The organism is Bacillus sp. OTU2372 (assembly GCF_038440275.1).
In the GTDB taxonomy this organism is placed as follows: Bacteria; Bacillota; Bacilli; order Bacillales; family Cytobacillaceae; genus Neobacillus; species Neobacillus bataviensis_B.
The window spans coordinates 157,157-174,579 of sequence record NZ_JASATK010000010.1 but is presented as its reverse complement, the minus strand read 5'-3'; the positions used below and the strand labels follow the sequence as shown (position 1 = coordinate 174,579).

The 17,423-nt window shown below is 35.5% G+C and carries 21 protein-coding genes and 1 pseudogene; 11 read left to right on the top strand and 11 right to left on the bottom strand.

Annotated elements, in window-relative coordinates:
* Nucleotides 1–213 precede the first annotated feature (213 nt).
* Both AAHB15_RS17300 and acpP read left to right on the top strand, forming a co-directional pair.
* Nucleotides 214–408 (top strand): aspartyl-phosphate phosphatase Spo0E family protein, encoded by a 195-nt coding sequence (locus tag AAHB15_RS17300; RefSeq protein WP_342042911.1) that lies wholly within the window; start codon nucleotides 214–216, stop codon nucleotides 406–408.
* 157 nt (nucleotides 409–565) lie between these two features.
* Nucleotides 566–793: an acyl carrier protein gene (gene acpP, locus AAHB15_RS17295; RefSeq protein WP_144566987.1), complete on the top strand. Its 228-nt coding sequence runs from the start codon at nucleotides 566–568 to the stop codon at nucleotides 791–793.
* A 243-nt stretch (nucleotides 794–1,036) separates the two neighbouring features.
* Here acpP and AAHB15_RS17290 read toward each other — a convergent pair whose 3' ends face one another.
* The 3 genes and pseudogenes from AAHB15_RS17290 to AAHB15_RS17280 all read right to left on the bottom strand — a co-directional run bounded on the left by AAHB15_RS17290 (nucleotide 1,037) and on the right by AAHB15_RS17280 (nucleotide 2,241).
* Nucleotides 1,037–1,426, bottom strand: a complete 390-nt coding sequence (locus AAHB15_RS17290; protein WP_342042910.1) for a cupredoxin domain-containing protein — start codon at nucleotides 1,424–1,426, stop codon at nucleotides 1,037–1,039.
* A gap of 175 nt (nucleotides 1,427–1,601) precedes the next feature.
* Nucleotides 1,602–1,688: pseudogene (locus AAHB15_RS17285) on the bottom strand (DNA alkylation repair protein); the annotation flags it as partial.
* A gap of 67 nt (nucleotides 1,689–1,755) precedes the next feature.
* The gene (locus AAHB15_RS17280) at nucleotides 1,756–2,241 is read right to left on the bottom strand and encodes a DinB family protein (RefSeq protein WP_342042909.1); all 486 of its coding nucleotides are present in this window, start codon (nucleotides 2,239–2,241) and stop codon (nucleotides 1,756–1,758) included.
* A 450-nt stretch (nucleotides 2,242–2,691) separates the two neighbouring features.
* On the opposite strand from AAHB15_RS17280, the gene AAHB15_RS17275 reads away from it, so the two are divergent.
* Nucleotides 2,692–4,518 carry an APC family permease gene (locus tag AAHB15_RS17275; RefSeq protein WP_342042908.1) on the top strand — a complete coding sequence of 609 codons (1,827 nt, stop codon included), beginning with the start codon at nucleotides 2,692–2,694 and terminating at the stop codon, nucleotides 4,516–4,518.
* A gap of 165 nt (nucleotides 4,519–4,683) precedes the next feature.
* On the opposite strand, the gene AAHB15_RS17270 is transcribed toward AAHB15_RS17275, so the two are convergent.
* A complete protein-coding gene (locus AAHB15_RS17270) occupies nucleotides 4,684–5,175 on the bottom strand; it encodes a DinB family protein (RefSeq protein ID WP_335573541.1) in 492 nt (163 codons plus the stop codon).
* A 218-nt stretch (nucleotides 5,176–5,393) separates the two neighbouring features.
* On the opposite strand from AAHB15_RS17270, the gene AAHB15_RS30245 reads away from it, so the two are divergent.
* The 5 genes from AAHB15_RS30245 to AAHB15_RS30235 all read left to right on the top strand — a co-directional run bounded on the left by AAHB15_RS30245 (nucleotide 5,394) and on the right by AAHB15_RS30235 (nucleotide 7,333).
* Entirely contained in the window at nucleotides 5,394–5,705 is a 312-nt protein-coding gene (locus AAHB15_RS30245; protein ID WP_446715877.1) for a spore germination protein, read from the top strand.
* Nucleotides 5,653–5,823, top strand: coding sequence for a spore germination protein (locus AAHB15_RS30240; RefSeq protein WP_420491175.1), 171 nt, complete (start codon nucleotides 5,653–5,655; stop codon nucleotides 5,821–5,823). The genes AAHB15_RS30245 and AAHB15_RS30240 overlap by 53 nt, the downstream gene beginning before the upstream one ends.
* A gap of 118 nt (nucleotides 5,824–5,941) precedes the next feature.
* The gene (locus AAHB15_RS17265; protein ID WP_342042907.1) at nucleotides 5,942–6,613 is read left to right on the top strand and encodes a DUF1254 domain-containing protein; all 672 of its coding nucleotides are present in this window, start codon (nucleotides 5,942–5,944) and stop codon (nucleotides 6,611–6,613) included.
* A gap of 24 nt (nucleotides 6,614–6,637) precedes the next feature.
* Entirely contained in the window at nucleotides 6,638–6,904 is a 267-nt protein-coding gene (locus AAHB15_RS17260) for a hypothetical protein (protein ID WP_335573543.1), read from the top strand.
* Between the two features lie 15 nt (nucleotides 6,905–6,919).
* Nucleotides 6,920–7,333, top strand: a complete 414-nt coding sequence (locus AAHB15_RS30235) for a DUF1214 domain-containing protein (protein ID WP_446715879.1) — start codon at nucleotides 6,920–6,922, stop codon at nucleotides 7,331–7,333.
* A gap of 201 nt (nucleotides 7,334–7,534) precedes the next feature.
* On the opposite strand, the gene AAHB15_RS17255 is transcribed toward AAHB15_RS30235, so the two are convergent.
* Nucleotides 7,535–8,209: a carbonate dehydratase gene (locus AAHB15_RS17255; RefSeq protein ID WP_335573544.1), complete on the bottom strand. Its 675-nt coding sequence runs from the start codon at nucleotides 8,207–8,209 to the stop codon at nucleotides 7,535–7,537.
* Between the two features lie 211 nt (nucleotides 8,210–8,420).
* Between AAHB15_RS17255 and AAHB15_RS17250 the strand changes: the two genes are divergently transcribed.
* Nucleotides 8,421–9,176, top strand: a complete 756-nt coding sequence (locus tag AAHB15_RS17250) for a hypothetical protein (protein WP_335573545.1) — start codon at nucleotides 8,421–8,423, stop codon at nucleotides 9,174–9,176.
* A 65-nt stretch (nucleotides 9,177–9,241) separates the two neighbouring features.
* Here AAHB15_RS17250 and AAHB15_RS17245 read toward each other — a convergent pair whose 3' ends face one another.
* Nucleotides 9,242–10,453: an ATP-binding protein gene (locus tag AAHB15_RS17245; protein ID WP_342042927.1), complete on the bottom strand. Its 1,212-nt coding sequence runs from the start codon at nucleotides 10,451–10,453 to the stop codon at nucleotides 9,242–9,244.
* Nucleotides 10,454–10,831: 378 nt separating this feature from the next.
* Nucleotides 10,832–12,214 carry an NADP-specific glutamate dehydrogenase gene (gene gdhA / locus AAHB15_RS17240; RefSeq protein ID WP_342042906.1) on the bottom strand — a complete coding sequence of 461 codons (1,383 nt, stop codon included), beginning with the start codon at nucleotides 12,212–12,214 and terminating at the stop codon, nucleotides 10,832–10,834.
* A gap of 144 nt (nucleotides 12,215–12,358) precedes the next feature.
* Here gdhA and AAHB15_RS17235 point away from each other — a divergent pair, with 144 nt between their 5' ends.
* Nucleotides 12,359–13,270, top strand: a complete 912-nt coding sequence (locus AAHB15_RS17235; protein ID WP_342042905.1) for a LysR family transcriptional regulator — start codon at nucleotides 12,359–12,361, stop codon at nucleotides 13,268–13,270.
* A 166-nt stretch (nucleotides 13,271–13,436) separates the two neighbouring features.
* Here AAHB15_RS17235 and AAHB15_RS17230 read toward each other — a convergent pair whose 3' ends face one another.
* Nucleotides 13,437–14,078, bottom strand: a complete 642-nt coding sequence (locus AAHB15_RS17230; RefSeq protein ID WP_342042904.1) for a vWA domain-containing protein — start codon at nucleotides 14,076–14,078, stop codon at nucleotides 13,437–13,439.
* Between the two features lie 258 nt (nucleotides 14,079–14,336).
* Here AAHB15_RS17230 and AAHB15_RS17225 point away from each other — a divergent pair, with 258 nt between their 5' ends.
* On the top strand, nucleotides 14,337–14,510 hold the full coding sequence (locus AAHB15_RS17225; protein WP_335573550.1) for a hypothetical protein: 174 nt from the start codon (nucleotides 14,337–14,339) through the stop codon (nucleotides 14,508–14,510).
* Nucleotides 14,511–14,637: 127 nt separating this feature from the next.
* Here AAHB15_RS17225 and AAHB15_RS17220 read toward each other — a convergent pair whose 3' ends face one another.
* The 3 genes from AAHB15_RS17220 to AAHB15_RS17210 all read right to left on the bottom strand — a co-directional run bounded on the left by AAHB15_RS17220 (nucleotide 14,638) and on the right by AAHB15_RS17210 (nucleotide 17,319).
* Nucleotides 14,638–15,876, bottom strand: a complete 1,239-nt coding sequence (locus AAHB15_RS17220; protein ID WP_446715878.1) for a Bcr/CflA family multidrug efflux MFS transporter — start codon at nucleotides 15,874–15,876, stop codon at nucleotides 14,638–14,640.
* A 200-nt stretch (nucleotides 15,877–16,076) separates the two neighbouring features.
* Nucleotides 16,077–16,451: a FixH family protein gene (locus AAHB15_RS17215; RefSeq protein ID WP_342042902.1), complete on the bottom strand. Its 375-nt coding sequence runs from the start codon at nucleotides 16,449–16,451 to the stop codon at nucleotides 16,077–16,079.
* Between the two features lie 328 nt (nucleotides 16,452–16,779).
* Nucleotides 16,780–17,319: a CBO0543 family protein gene (locus AAHB15_RS17210; RefSeq protein WP_342042901.1), complete on the bottom strand. Its 540-nt coding sequence runs from the start codon at nucleotides 17,317–17,319 to the stop codon at nucleotides 16,780–16,782.
* Nucleotides 17,320–17,423: the final 104 nt, after the last annotated feature.

Genomic DNA, 17,423 nt, shown 5'->3' with positions numbered 1-17,423 from the left:
TAAACTAAACAGCTTGTTAGTAAGAGTAATTCTATAAATCAATACAAATTCCTTCCAAACCTAATTCTACCCTTTTCTTTTACCTTTCGATTATTAGTTATCTTATCTACTTTATCGATTAATATCTATAGAAATAATCCTATAGAAGACTTTTATAGTAATTGGTAAAATAGAGTTTATAATTTTACTAACTTTTCCAAAAGAGGTATCTGTATGGATATGGAACCGATTGTAATAGGTCCGTTTGCGCTTCGAGAATACATAGAATGCTTAAGGGAAGAACTAATCGATATTGGTCAGAAATTGGGGTTTAGTCATCATTTAACTATTCAAGCTAGTGTTAAATTGGATTATTTTCTTAACGAATATAAAAAGGTTAATGATAATAGATTGGATTATCAGAATTAATATTTGTCCATAATGAAATTTTTATATTAAAAAATAGTGAGTGGAACTGATTTCCATTTAATCAAATATCGCCCAGATTTTGGAAATACTTTTATATTTTCTGTTCCGGGTTATGCTGTTATAATGGAGGTTATGAAATAATAAGGAGGATGCCGCAATGACCACTTTTGAGAAATTAAAGCCTATTATTGCAGACCAACTGGGTGTCAAAATGGAACTGATTAAGCCGGAATCATCATTCAAGGATGACCTAGAAGCTGATTCGCTTGATATGGTGGACCTGACAATGGAAATTGAAGATGAATTCGCGATTGAAATTAGCGACAAAACCGCAGCGACGCTTCAAACAGTCGGGGATGTTGTAAACTATATTGAAAAGCGTTAACAAAAAAGGATTAAGTTCTTCTTATAGATGGAAAACCTTTCTTAAATCAGTACATATGCATTAACTATTAACGTCAAAAAAGAGACTTTCTAGAAAGTCTCTTTTTTGACGTTAAATACACTTAAATATAAAAACTTATTGATAGTTCTTAAAGGAATATCCGTTTGTGAAGGAAAGATAGTTGTTATAATAATCTGTTACGGTTGCCTATTAAAAATGCAAGGCCCGATTGGGCCCTGCATTTTATTTAACTATTACTTTTCCAACCATACCTTCCTGGAAATGGTACCGACATATCAGATCATATGTACCGGGCTTATTCGGTTTCACGGTAATGGTTTTTTCTTTACCCGGCTGAACTTCCGCGTCAATACTGAGCTTTTCCACTGTGAAGGTGTGCTCTTTCCTTCCTTCGTTTTTCAATATCAACGTTGTCGATCTTCCATTGGGAATAGTGATGACTTTCGGATTAAAGTAATCATCGTTCAACTTGACCTCAATCGCATTCACCGTCTCCATAGGTTGTGTTACGACACCGGATTCGGCAAATACTGCGAGTGAGTCGGGAGCTGTCACACCCAAAATCATCGCAAGCAAAACGAACAATCCTGTTAACCATTTTTTTACGGACATTCTTAATCCCTCCTTTCCTAAGAACTATTTTTTTCCAATTCATCAAATATTATCACAATAAATTATGCTCCAACTTCCTTTATTTCTATTAGAAACTGAAGTTACAGTAGGTTTAGATTAAAAAGTTCTAACTTCTTTGTTTTTTTCTCGCAGGTCATTTGGAAAACATATCATGTTCGTGTGCACTATTGCTTATGTAGGTCATTTTAATTCGTTCCTTGCCGAGCGCTTCCAGTTCCTGCATAACCATTTCGAAATCCATCGTTTTGTACTTCCTTCCTTTATAAACATATCCATTTCATTGTAGTCTAAAGTAAATTCTATTTGAATTATTTATTGGAATGAGAGGAAAGACCCCGACCAATAAGGTTTGCAGAGACAGGCTTTTTTTCGATTTCCCGTGCCCAAATTGATAATTGTCCTATATGGTGAATTTCATGAGCAATGGTATGTCGCATGATTTCACCCCAAGTATCCGTCACCATTTTTCCATCTGGCAAGGTATCGTAAAATAAACGATTTTCCATACTAGCATCCCAGTTGTTCACAAAGTTTTCCACTTCTAAATGAAATTCAGCGTCCAATTTTCGAACCTTTTTCAAGCTTTTATAACTATCGAAACTTTCCTGAAAGTCAGTTTTACCTTGTAAGAGACGTATCCAGCTCCATTCGACATCAACTATATGGAAAAGTGTATGCAATATACTTCCCATTCCACCCGTTCGTTTTTGCAGAAGTTCTTCTTCAATTAACTCTTCACACCAACGATACCAGTCTTCTCTTACCAACCAGTTATATCTAAAAAAAATTTGCATAAAAGCCCCTCCCCATTTAGAAAATGATTGATCTGTAAAAGTACCATAAGAGTACACAAATATTTTTAAATATTACTATTTCTACAAATATAGGTTGAATTCCTGTTCAACAACCTTGCCCTATTATTGAATAGATATTTTCGCCATTTAATAATGGAGCTCGCCACTGGATGTTAATCAAAGTTTACTGATCACAAGGAAAATGGAACCACTCGTATTTATGCTCAACTTAGCAGGAGTATCAGATAGAAACATGGACGAACAAAGATGAAATTAAATCTTCTTAATAAACTACCTACATAAAGTTCTATTTTGTGTTTTTTTAACTTACTTATTTATATATCATCAATGATTTTCAAAAGATAATAACGGGTAGTATAAACGCATAACACATTTATTTAATGAATGGATTCTAAGTTCAATGCTTCTAATCATATGGAGGTAACCTGTATGCGTTATTCTATGTTTAAACGAGCCTTAATTGGGAAACCGCTTAAAACGAGTGAATTAGGTGAACAAAGATTAGGTAAATTAAAAGCACTTGCCATTCTGTCATCTGATGCCCTTTCTTCCGTGGCATATGGTCCAGAACAAATTCTCATTGTGTTATCCACTTTAGGTATGATTGCCTTTTGGTATTCGGTTCCGATTGGTATTGGTGTTCTAATCCTTTTAACTGCACTAATTTTGTCATATCGCCAAATTATTTATGCTTATCCTCATGGCGGTGGTGCCTATGTTGTCTCGAAAAGTAACTTGGGGAAAAACGCTGGATTAGTAGCAGGCGGCTCGTTATTAGTTGATTATATTCTAACAGTAGCCGTAAGTGTTTCAGCTGGCACCGATGCGATTACATCCGCATTCCCTCAATTACACCCTTTTAATGTCGGTATTGCCTCTTTGTTAGTTATTTTGATCACCATTTTGAATCTCAGAGGTATTACGGAATCAGCTTCAGTCCTCGCTTATCCCGTCTATTTATTTGTATTGGCCTTAGTCCTTCTTATTGGAGTGGGAATATGGCAAATTGTAAGCGGGCAGATTGCTTCTAATTTACATGCACCAATTGGGGCAGCCGTTCACGGTATCAGTTTATTTTTATTATTGCGTGCATTTTCATCGGGCTGCTCAGCTCTTACAGGAGTAGAAGCTGTTTCGAATGCCGTGCCGAATTTTAAAGAACCTGAAGCTAAAAACGCTGTCCATACATTGATGATTATGGGCTTTATTTTAGCAATTCTCTTCACTGGAACGATGTTTTTAGCTTATTGGCTGGGAATCTCCCCTAAAGCGGAAGAAACGGTTGTTTCCCAAATGGCTGCAGAGATATTTGGAAGAAATTTAATGTATTACTTTGTTCAGGGAACTACTGCTCTTATTCTGGTACTTGCTGCAAACACTGGATTTTCTGCTTTTCCTCTGTTAGCAGTTAACTTCGCAACAGACAAGTATATACCGAGAATGTTTCTAAATCGAGGGGATAGACTTGGCTATTCAAATGGAATCATTACTCTTAGTGTGGCATCCATATTGTTGATTATCATCTTTAGAGGGCAAACGGAACAGCTTATTCCATTGTACGCAGTGGGTGTATTCATCCCTTTTACACTGTCTCAGACAGGTATGATTGTGAAATGGATAAAAGATAGACCTTCTGGTTGGCTATTTAAAATGATGATTAATCTAATTGGTGCCTTGATTACCCTTACCGTTGTCGTCATTTTCTTTATCACAAAATTTTCTCAAGTCTGGTATGTGCTCATATTTTTACCGATTATCGTATTTGTTTGCCACCGGATTAAAAAACATTATGATGCCGTTGGTGAGCAGTTAATGATTAAAGCGGGTGATGAGGCTCTTCCGTTAGAGGGTAATATCGTCATTGTTCCGGTAGCTGGCATTACAAAGGTTGTTGAAAATTCATTAAACTATGCTAAGTTAATCGGTGACTCTGTTATTGCTGTTTACGTGGCTTTTGACCGAGAGAGCGAAAAACAAATGGAGGAAAATTGGAAGGAATGGCAACCGGATATCCGCCTTGTGACGTTGTATACATCTTACAGAAGTTTACTAAGACCGATTGCGCGCTTTATCGAAATTGTAGAAGATAAAGCAAATGAAGAAAAATACACACTAACTGTACTGATTCCTCAATTCATTACGAAGAAAAGATGGCATGATATTTTGCATAATCAATCAAGTTTATTATTACGACTTTATCTCATTTATCAGAAAAATGTGATTGTCTCAACCGTACCATTCAGATTCAAAAAATAATTCGGATTAGGACAACAAGAAAGGTTTCATCTTAATTTAACCTGTCCGTTTGTTATATCTTTAAATACTACCTTCCTTTGTAGGTAGTATTTTCTATGTACAGTGACTTACACAAAGAAAATGGCGATGTCTTTTAATCATCGCCGATAATACTTCTTACATAAATTAATCTTCTGTTCCTAAAACATCTGTATTTGGGGGCTCATAACCCATCTGACGAAGCATGGCTACTATTTGTCCCTTATGATGAAACTCGTGAGTAATGGTATGCATTAACAACTTACCCGGTGTAATAGACACTAGTTCTGGTGCTTCCCTCCAAGGAATTTCTCTCTCAATCAGAACGTTTAATTGATTTCCATGTAGTTCAAGTAATTCATTGACTATTAAATCCACTTGTTCAAATCGAGCGATTATTTCTTCTAAACTGATATTATGTAGTTCTTCTCTAGGTGTAAGTGGTTTTTTTGTCTTCAATAAAACAAATGAGCTAAGCCATGCAACATAGCAATCTGCTATATGAACCAATGTGTCTCTTACACTTTGCCAAGCGAAACCATTTTTATGAGTAAAATGATTGGGATCTAATTTCCTACAAAAATCCAACAGAGTCCCTCTGGTCTGTCGAACCCATTTATATTCGTGTTGAATCATCATAACACCCACCTAAAAAAAATATAACTACTTATTCAATACCTGTAAAGGAAAACCCTATCTTTACTAAATATTCCACTTCTATTAACAAAAGACCATCTCTTTTGGTCGATATTGCTAAATAAACTGACCCTTTAGTTTTAGAGATTCAACCAACGCATATTTTTTTACCCTTCCAGGGATAATAAATTATCAATTTCAATTAAACTTAGGTGATAATAATGACCGTTAACGATCAGAATTCAAGTGTTCTCGGTAACAATATAAAAGCGTTATGGACGTTATTGGGAAAGAGCTCTGATATTCAAATTAGGGACATTACTATGCCAGGTCTAGATAAAAAGGCTGCGATTTTGTTCATCGACCAAATCGTCGATTCTAGTGCTATTCAGCAATATTTAATAGAACCCTTAGTAACATATAACCTACCAAGTTTCCAAACTGATGACGAACTGCTTTCCTTCATGGAATTAGCTTGTTATTCAAGCAAAAAAGTTTACACGAGTGGAAGATATAAATCTTGCTTCAGTTGAGTTACTGAATGGTAAAACCCTGATCATAATGGATGGAATTAGTACGTTCCTCTCAGCTGATACAACCGAATGGAACGCTCGCAGTGTAGAAAGCCCTAGTAGGGCAGTCTGCAATTGAAGCACAATTAGTCCTGCCCACAATCGAAGCTTTTGTAGCAACTTCTAGTGTTCTTAAGAATGATTACTATTTATTTTTATCTCCTTAGATTAATTATTGTTTAGAGAGGAGCTTTTAAATGATTCGAAACAAGATAATATTCTTAATTGTTACTTATCTCTTAGTTACAATGCCTATAAAATCAAAAAATATCACATTGGAATCTGCAAAAGCCGAAACTTCACCAATATCTGAATCCGTAGTTAATTCTTATGATAATTACGTCTATAGCCAAGCTTTGACAGCCTATACCTATGCATATCCTTTACTTATATTAGAAAGGACCAGACAACTGATATCATATTCTGAAGGTGATAAGAAAACTATACAAATGAATCGTTTTGTTCCTCAAGAGAGCCTATTAACAGCAAAAGATCGAATGGTTGTGGCACCAAATCAAGATACACTTTATAATTATACCTTTCTTGATTTATCAAATGGTCCATTAATATTCAATACACCTGATACAAATGGAAGGTATTATTCTGCTTCGTTTATTGATATGTGGCATAATGTTTTTGCAACAGTAGGAAAAAGAACAACCGGAACAAAACCCAATAAATTTTTAGTTATCGGTCCGAATTGGAAGGAGAAAACTCCAAGTGGTATTAATGTAATTAAAGCACCCACTAGTATTGTTTGGTTACTAATTAGAACGACTGTTTATCCAGGAGAGAATCAGAATATCGTATATCAATTAAATAAAAAGTTTAATTTAAAAACATTAAATGGTCATAACCCAATTATTTAAGAACCAAGAAATATGTTTTTAACAATGAATTCAATTGAAAAGTTAACACCGACTCAATTTATTAATGTATACAATAAATTAATAAAGAAATATCCAGCACCCAATGATGAAAAAGTATTACAAGACCAATTTACAAGATTAGGATTTAATAATCCAAGTGGAATAAATAAACGATATGAAAAACAAATAAAGCGTGCATTCGAAGATGCACTTGCTGCCATAACAAATACAATGAGATCCAAATATTGGACATATGCCCCTGACAATATCGGTAATTATGGGCATGATTAATTCACTAGAGCGGTTATTACAAATGCAGTCTTAGGTGGTTTACCAAAAGAAGAAGCTACATATGCTGTTACTTATGGTGATAGATCAAAAACTCAATTAAATGGTCAAAATAAATATGTAATTCATTTTAATAACGAAGAGTTACCTAAGGTTAGGGAATTTTGGTCCATCACACTTTATGGAATGGATCATTTCTTTGTAGAAAATCCTATTAATAGATATAAAATTGGTAGCTTAACAGAAGGTTTAAAATTTAATGCGGATGGATCATTAGATATTTATATTCAACATGAGGCTCCTGTGGGACATGAATCTAATTGGTTACCAGCTTCTGAGGGTGATTTCTATCTAATGATGCGTTTCTATAATGGCGAGAAAGAAATATTAGACAGGACATACACTATTCCACCGTTTAAAAAAGTTAATTAAGGATCTATATTCTCTTAAAGTACATAAATTATGGGTTATGGTACTATCCTAAAACTTGGATTACTTTAAAGGTTATTCTAAATTATATTGGGGTCCAACCATTTACGTTTTAAGTAATAGAAGCTGCATTTTTTGCAGCTTCCCAATTCATTTTAGAGTGATATAAATTGTTAAATCCAGCATATATTTCATTCTTTACTGTTAGTTATGAGCCAATCCACAGGAACAGCGATTTTTCCCAAATAAAAGGTGATAAGATGCAGGGAATTCTTGGTTGACTCTTTGAACTTCAAATGCAAATTCTTTACTATCATTTGGAACTGGCGAAAGTGCATCCGCTTTTGCTTGAGTATCAATTTGGGCTCCTGGTGGTACGAATCGATTCGGTGCGATTCGAACACCATTTGTAACGACTGCATTATAGGAAATAAATGAGCCTTTCCCCACAATGGCATTGTAAACAATAGCATTAAAGCCAACAAATACCTTGTCCCCAATAAAACAAGGACCATGGACAAGGGCTCGATGAGCAATGCTCACTTCATTACCAATATATATCGAATAGCTTTTATCACCAGCCAAAACTCTTCTATTTAATAAACCATGTAATATGACTCCGTCTTGGAGATTCGTATTAGAACCGATATAAAAAGGGGTTCCTTCATCAGCACGTATACTGACATTTGGAGCAACATAAACATTATTTCTAATGGTAACATCACCTATTACACTGGAAAACTGACTAATAAATGATGTTTTATCAATAGTAGGATAGTGTGAAACGGGATTAAATGAAGTAATCGGGTTGGAGCTAATAAATGGTTCAAAACAGCAGTCTGAAGGGTTATGCGAAGTTGACTTTTTTTTGTCTCCCAAAAAAACACCTCTTTTACAATTTATGTTATAGAATCATATTATGCAAAAAGATCGTGTGAGGAATGGACATGCACCACACAAATTTTATTTAGTTTTTAGAAGCGTTTTCCATTAATGTCTACAGGAAATGTTGTATTAAAAGTTGCTTAAAAATCACTATTTATATTGAAATAAGATATAATGATAAAAAAATATTTGAGGTGAATACGGATTGTTGCTTAATTCAGAGGCAGACCAACAAGTAGAAAAAGATTATGATGAAGAATATAAAGAAAGAGATTCCTCTACTAGTCAAGACGCAGAGAAGGAACAAGAAGAAAGAGGATTTAAACAATGGTTTTTGGAAAGAAATAAGAAAAAAGCCGATGAAGAGAACGAAGCGGAAGTATACACGCCAACCAGATTCCGTTCGTCTAAAAAGAAAAAGAAAGTGGAGATGTTCTGGGTAAAACTAGTCTTTAAGATTTTTATAGTCGGAGCTGTTTGTTTCAACTTCAAATTCATTTTGAACTTTATGAAAGATCCTATTAGTAATTTTACGCATACATTATTTGTAGTTGGAATATGTGCAGGAATTAATTTTATTGCCGTTTGGATTCTGTTTTATAAAAGTTCATTTATGAGATTTTATCTTTCCATATTTGCCATTTTAGGATCATTTGGGTATTACTTTTATGTGAATTATCCTAATCATTCCTTTTTTGGAAATAACATGATAACTTCGGTGCTTGTTATAATTTCAGCTTTAATGGTCATTAATCCTAAAGTAAATTATTATCTGAAAAGCATCGTATTACTGTTGATTCCTATTTTAGGAATATATTTTAGTGGTAATCAATTCGCACTTGTATGGACTCTAATGTTTAATGCCGGATTGATACTTTTCTTTAGAGTGTCTAAATCAAAGAGATCTAAATCAAAGAAAAAGGAAGCACGATCAACTAGAAATGAAAAGCAACCAGCTTAACTATTATCTATTTGTATTTAAAAAAAGAGCCTTAAGTGGCTCTTTCAATTTTATTGGGTTAAACTTTAGGCTATCTGGGGTAACAGAATAATAAACTCAGTCCCCTTATCCGTTTCACTGTTCACTTGTATTTTACCTTTGAAAGAATGGACTATTTGAAAGCTCACCATCATTCCAAGTCCTGTCCCATTTTCCTTTAAAGAATAAAACGGAGATCCAAGCCTTTCAATTTGCTTTTTTGTCATACCAATTCCTTGGTCTTTAATGGTAATCTTTATATATCCATCATCCGTTGAAGTACAGGTTACCCAAACAATTCCACCATTCTGCATTGACTCTATCGCATTTTTCAACATATTAATCAAAGACTGATTTAATTTTTGAGGGTTCCCATAAATCCAACAGTTCTCAAGAATATCCGTTTTAATCTCAACACTATGGTTCAGGGAGTAACCTTTAATAATATTAACTACACGATGCAATTGATAACTTACATTGATTCTTTCATTACTATCAATTGTGGGTTTTCCAAAAGATAAAAAATCACTAATAATTTCATTGGCACGATCTAATTCTTCAATGGATATTTGGATATATTCTTTCTTTTCCTTAGACAAATCAGGTTCGTTCAAAAGTTGCAAAAAGCCACGAGTTACTTGCATCGGATTTCTAATTTCATGAGCGAAAACACTTGTTAACTCACTTATCACCCGTAATTTCTCCGATTTTTGCATCTCTAATCGCAGTTTATGGATCTCCCCGATTGTTTCATTTAACATAGTCAAGAAATAAGTTACGACCACTACAAAGAAAAGATGAATGATCTGTACTTTCAAATGATCGACAGAAAAACCTCTTAGAAAACCAGAAAAAGTAAGGCCAATAGCACAGTAATAAAAGGCAAGACTAACGGCAATTTTAACCCTTTTATCTTTTTTCGAACTTGCAAACGATCTTTGAAAAAACAAGATGACAGGCAGTGAGAACACTAAGACAAGAACAGTATTATAGAATCCTATACTTATTCCAAAGTAAAGTCGATAAAGGATGATAAGAGCTGATAGGATGATTCCTGGCCAAAATCCGCCGTACAGGGTTCCGAATAAGAGAGGAATAATTCTTAGTTCCAAACGAGCATTTTGACCAAAATTCACCGGAAAGGACATGCAAAATATAATGGATATTCCCCACAATATGGACATTATTAGGGTTCTATTTTCACTACGCTTTACCCTCTCCGTAATAAAAGTAAAATAAATAAATATCGGTATTACCATTAACGTTAGTTGCAGCAAAAAATCCTTTAATAAACTCATCTTCGTAACCTTTCATATTCTGATCTTTATCTGAAAGCTGCAATATAAGGGCAATCATAATAGTCTGTATGTTTATGACAGTTCCATACAAATACAATGCTTTAAGAAAGGACCTTATATTACTAATTATTCCATATTATACTTTAAAATGATGTTCATTTGTCGACTTTTGTATTTTTTCTTTTTTTCTTCAAGACATGGTAGTTTTTCAAGAATAACTAACCTGCATCGTGACTTGAATAACAAAAAGAGCCACTAAAAGTGGCCCCGAACTTTAACGCTTTCTCCGGTTGGTGTAGACTGTAACATAAATTATAGAAAAACAGATGGATACAATAATTAAATAACTCCCTGTGCAATCATAGCATCTGCTACTTTTAAGAATCCAGCAATGTTAGCACCGACTACAAGATTCCCAGGAGCATCATAATCTTCTGATGCTTTCATACTCTTACTAAAGATATCTTTCATAATATCTCGTAATTTCCTATCTACTTCTTCTTGTGTCCAAGCCAGACGTGCACTATTTTGCGCCATTTCTAAAGCAGAGACGGCAACCCCGCCTGCATTTGCTGCTTTGGCAGGAGCAAATAAAACATGATGATCCATAAAAGAATCGATAGCTTCTTGAGTAGATGGCATATTTGCCCCTTCGCCCACTGCCTTTACCCCATTCGAAACTAACATTTCTGCCGCTTCCTTATTAATCTCATTTTGGGTTGCACATGGTAATGCAATATCACATGGGATCGCCCAGATGCCAGAACAGCCTTCTTGATAGATTGCATCTGGATGTTCTTTGACATATTCAAACATTCTTTTATTCTCTACTTCTTTTAATCGTTTCACTGTATCTAGGTTAATTCCATTTGGATCATATACATAGCCACTTGAATCACTGCATGCTACCACTTTTGCACCAAACTGGATGGCTTTTTCCATCGCATAAATCGAAACATTACCCGAACCAGATACCACAACAGTGCTTCCATTCATCCTTAATCCCTGAGCTTTCAGCATTTCATCTACAAAGTATACTAAACCATATCCTGTCGCTTCTTTCCGGATTAAGCTTCCTCCATACCCGATCCCTTTTCCCGTTAGAACACCTGCTTCATAAGCGCCTTTTAATTTTTTATATTGCCCGAACATATAACCGATTTCTCTAGCACCTACTCCTATATCACCAGCGGGAACATCGATGTCTGGCCCGATATGTCTGCTAAGTTCAGTCATAAAACTCTGACAAAAACGCATAATTTCCATATCAGATTTACCTTTTGGATCAAAATCAGATCCGCCTTTTCCACCGCCAATTGGCTGACCTGTTAAGGAGTTTTTAAAAATTTGCTCAAACCCGAGAAATTTGATAATACTTGTGTTAACTGAAGGGTGAAATCGTAGTCCCCCCTTATAGGGTCCGATAGCACTATTAAACTGGACACGATATCCACGATTCACTTTTATATTCCCGTTATCATCCACCCATGGAACTCTGAAGGAAATCAATCGCTCTGGTTCGATGATTCTTTCTAGAACGGCTTGTTTTATATATATTGGATTTTTCACAAGGACAGGTACTAGAGAATCAAGGACTTCTTTAACCGCCTGCAGGAATTCCCACTCATTCGGGTTACGCATTTGAACCTGTTCAAATAAACGATTAACGTGATTTTTCACGATTTGCATTTGATTCATTTCTACTTCTTCCAGCACTTTCATGTCATTCAGCCCCTAATTGTTTTAAAGTTGAGAAAATTTCTTTTCTTTGATGTGTTTTCATTTTATAATTTTATAATTGATAGTTTCAATATTCATTTTAGATGAAATCAATGCATTAAACGCATTAATTGGAGTGATAAATAGATGGAGACGAGGCAAATTCAATATTTCCTAGAAGTCGCAAAAAGAGAACATGTAACAGAAGCAGCAGATGCCTTGCATGTTGCCCAATCTTCCGTGAGCAGACAAATTTTTAATTTAGAAGAAGAATTAGGGGTAGCGCTTTTTATACGTGAGGGAAGAAGAGTCAAATTAACCCCTCTTGGCAGAATTTTTTATGAACGGATGAAACAAGTGTGGAATATGATGGAGGACGCTAAGCGAGAAGTAGAAGAATATTTAGATCCTGAAAAAGGGACTGTTCGGATTGCATTTCCTATTAGCATGGCGGCTCATACAATGCCCTCCATCATCTATGCATTTCGTCTTCGGTACCCAGAAGCTAAATTTCAGATGAACAATGGTCTTTATCATGATTTAATAGATGGTGTGGTAAATGGGGAATTTAATTTGGCCCTGGTTGCCCCCATGGTCAACCAGGATAAAGAGAAAAAAATTAAAGGATCGACCCTTTTCATAGAAACTATTGTGGCCCTCATCCCTTTTCATCATCCATTAGCTGATCAGAAATCGATTCGATTACGGGACTTAAAGGATGACCCATTCTGTGTCCTGCCTGAAGGGTTTAAATTTCGAGAACAAGTTGTTCAAGCTTGTAAGGATGCAGGTTTTTCACCACAAATCGCATTTGAAGGAAAAGATATTGATGCATTAAAAGGGTTAGTCTCTTCAGGATTAGGGGTTGCATTGATGCCAGAGACAACCTTGATCGATAATACACCGCGGTCTACCGTCGTGATTCCCCTAAATGATGCGAATCTCACACGAACAGTCGGTGTCATCTATCCGACACAACGCAAATTACTCCCAACTGAAGAATTGTTTTATCATTTCTTACTTGAAACGTATGAAAGATTAAATGAATTTAGAAATTAAATCATGACACCCAGGGGCATACGTTTTTGTTTAATGATAAAGTAACAATAAGGTCAGGAGTATCAACTCTTGACCTTGTATTTTTAACAGATACTAGATTCCTCCAATACCCATCAGTTTTTCGAAAAAAAGATACAGTATCCAGCTTAATAAATTTATTTATTCCTCAAACGCTGATTGTAATCTCTCTCAATTCCTTTTTCCAGTTTCGGTTAATCTTTTTGCCACTTCGCAGGCTGCTAACAGCTTCATTTACCGCTTCATAATTTAATTCCGTTCCGATTTCTTCGGCATGGTAATCGACAGCGTGGTCTTCACCGATTCCAAAACGTGCAGCGGTTGAGCTCGCATCAATACTGGCTCCAAGGAACAGAAAATCCCACTCATATTTCTTTTTTTGGTGTTGAACCATATTTTTAATTTTGTCCGCTGTAAATTCCTTGCTAGCATTTTCCATTCCATCTGTTGTCATTACGAATAATACTTTTTCTGCCCGTTCTTCCTCACTCGTTCTTTTTTGTACATTTACGATTTTTTGAATGGTAAATCCAATCGCATCTAATAATGCAGTAGTACCTCCTACTTCATAATCTTTTTCAGTAAGAGGAAAGATACCCTTTACATTAATTCGGTCATGTAACAATTCGTATCGATGATCGAACAATACGGTTGTTACAAGGGCTTCTCCTTCCGCTTTTTGCTGTTTCTTCAGTATAGCATTAAAACCGCCTATGGTATCTGCCTCAAGCCCTACCATAGAGCCGCTTTTATCCAAAATAAACACTAATTCAGTTAGATCTTTTTTCATGATCATACTCCCCCGTCCTTTGATAAACAAAGGATAACACTCATTTCAAAGATATTGGTCGCTTTGAAAGCGACATTTCAGCAAAGCATGGGAAGCATGGGGACGGTTCTTCTGCTTCGTCACCATATCACATACCTACCAGTAATTCGTTCTACCTTATCCTATTAATTGTTTGAAAACGTTCACAAATAATGGTGGTAATCGCTTTCAAATTCGTATATAATTATATTAAAATTACAACTTGAGAGGTGAAACAGCATGAAAGAATATATTTTTCTACTAGAAGAAACCGTCGGTACTAGAGAAATTAAGATTTTAGCATCAGGAATGATGGATGCTTTCAAAAAGGCAAAAGAATTCCGAAAAAATATTGTCCAAGATACTAAATTAAAGGTCAATATGATCTTAAAAGGTGTTAGATATACGGATTAACCTTAGATAAAAATATATTGAAAGGAAAAATCCTAAACTATATGTTCTTATTAAGATTAATAGTAGATAAATAAAGGAGAACACATTCGGTGGTTATCGAAATGTGTTCTCCTTTAAATTTATATTTTTAGATACTGGGTTTCTTTACAGAACACTGATCATTTGAAATTTGTATCCCAAGCGAAGATTTCCGAACCAATACAAAATAGGATAGGAAAGCAAGAAAACTTGAGCAAAAGATGATGACCCCCATAGGAACGCCTGTATACGCCCCTGCTATTCCCACCAGTGGAGCCGTTAATGAGCCTAGTACAAATGGCAATAACCCTAATAAGGCAGAGGCACTGCCTGCAATATGTCCTTGGGTTTCAATGGCTAAAGCAAAAGACGTGGTTCCAATAATACTGATGGAACCTACAAAAAAGAAGATCGGGATCGCGACGGCGAAAAGCGGTGCTTTTAATAACAAAGCAACGAGTAACCATGCACCCGCTATGGTTGAGATGGCTAACCCAATCTTTAAGAAGGTCCGCTCCGATATGATGTCAGCCAAGCGGCCGACTAACTGACTTCCAATAATTAATGCTACTCCATTTGTCCCGAATAATAAACTAAATTGCTGCGGTGTGACATGGTAAATATTTTGATAGACAAACGGAATCCCAGATACATAGGCAAAGATACCTGCAACAGTAAAACCTTGCGTTAGTGCGTACCCCATGAACGTCCGATCTTTGAATAAAGAACCAAAGTTGTTCATGATTTGTGGTAAATTGCTTGGAACACGTTTTTCTGTCGGCAGAGTTTCTTCTAATTTTAAAGCAACAGTAATGAGCAACACTGCACCTACTATAGCCAACGCAATAAAAACCCCATGCCAATTGGTAAAAGCAAGAATTCCCCCTCCAGCAATCGGTGCAACGATCGGTCCGAGGTTCCCCACTAACACCATCATCGTAAAGAACTTGGTCAGTTCCCTTCCACTAAAAAGATCTCGAACAATTGCTCTTGAAATGACAAGTCCGCCAGCAGCAGCAAAGCCTTGGACTAATCGAGCGATGATAAGGAAATAGATATTAGGCGCCAACGCGCATGTTATAGAAGCAAGTAAGTACAAGGTGATAAAGATCAGCAAGGGTTGTCGGCGGCCTTTGACATCACTCAAAGGACCAATAAACAATTGCCCTAATCCCAATCCTAATAAACAGGATGTTAAACTAATTTGCACAAGTGAAGCTGTAGTACCAAAATCATTTACAATCGTTGGAAAAGACGGTAAATACGTATCGATTGTAAAAGGTCCTAATAGTCCAAGTGATCCTAAGAGTATAGCCAGCTGTATTCGTTTTTTTCCACTAGGTTTAATCAATGTCCATCGCCTTTCTAAAAATATTTCGATATCCTAAATTAATAAACCTTATTATAACCTGAACCTTGCTCACGGGTAAACAATTAAAATCGATGGTAACGTTTTCAATTTTCGAGCTTTTTGCTTGAAAAAACAGGGGGACGGTTCTTCTGCTCCGTCCCCCTGCATTATATTTAATAAAATGCACTTTCTAATACTTATTGTGCCTTCTTGTAAACAATCGAAAATCTTTTTTCTCTCAGCGATTTTTCTCCGTTGTAATCTATTTGAATGGTTGCAGTATAATCCCCTTCCATCTCAAGGTTAGCTTTCCCAGCATACACGCCATTTCCTGTTTCCTGCAACTTCAATGAAGTATCTCCATGACTCATCCCTTGCATGTCCAATTTTGCACTAACCTTAGCACCTTTTACGGGTTTACCCTCAAGGTCTAAGACTTTTAATTGAATAGGAGTTAATTGGCCTGGTGTAAATGATTTGGGTGTAGTTAGCTTTAGATCAAAGTTATTTGAACTGCATCCTGCCATAAAAACCAATAATAGGCCAATGATTAGACTCGTAAATTTGTTCATTACACCTCATCCTTTCTAAAGGTTTTCTTATTGAAATAAATTAAGACATTATAATTTAGACATTTATTGTACACTCTTCCCTAAACATCAAGAAACAGAATTCATCTTCTGACAGAAAGTTTCCATACGCAATGGCAAATTTAAGCCTATTTAAAATTATCACTAAAATCATGACAGATACAAACATTTTAACTTAATGTCTAAAGGTACTGATAATTTCCTCTCACAATTTAAAATAAAAATAATGGGAAGAGGAAAAGAAAAGCTAAGCCACTACAGACCCGAGCTGGTTAGTGGCTTAGCTTTTTACTTTTACTATTCGTTTGTTTTATACTTTAGGCGTAAGTTTTTTTATTAATGTATATACCACTAAAGATAGTATAAAAAAACCAATAAATGAGTAGGTATGTGTCCACTTATGTAAAGCAAACATCCCGATTTTTATAAATAGGAATTCTATGATATACCCGAAGATTGCAGATAGTATTAAGGAGAGCAACAAGTATGTTTTTAAAGTTTTTGCGTATTGATAAATAAACATAAAAGAAATGGGAATGACTGTAATATCAGCTGGAAGTAAAGGAGGCACCATTGGTAACAACTTGTGTGGATATCCCCATAAGATCAAGTCTGCCCCAATAACATCTGTAATAGATGCTAACATTGCCCAAATTAGCCCATAACACATGATTTCGAATGTTCTTTTCTGATCATGAAACTTGATCCAAATAAGCCACGGAATAATGGCTGCAACCAGCAACAACCACCACCTCCAAGTAAATAGGTCATCCTGGAACCAGTAATTAATTGAAATGTCCCTTAGTGTTTCTCTTGCGTTTTTAATATCTTCAAATGTTGGATGTTTCATTATATCCACTCCAAAATTTTATAACCTGTACTTGCTTAAGTTATCCATTCCATCTTTTTCAATTCTAAAAGTTATGAAGAATTGTACGCCAAATAGTCCCCACT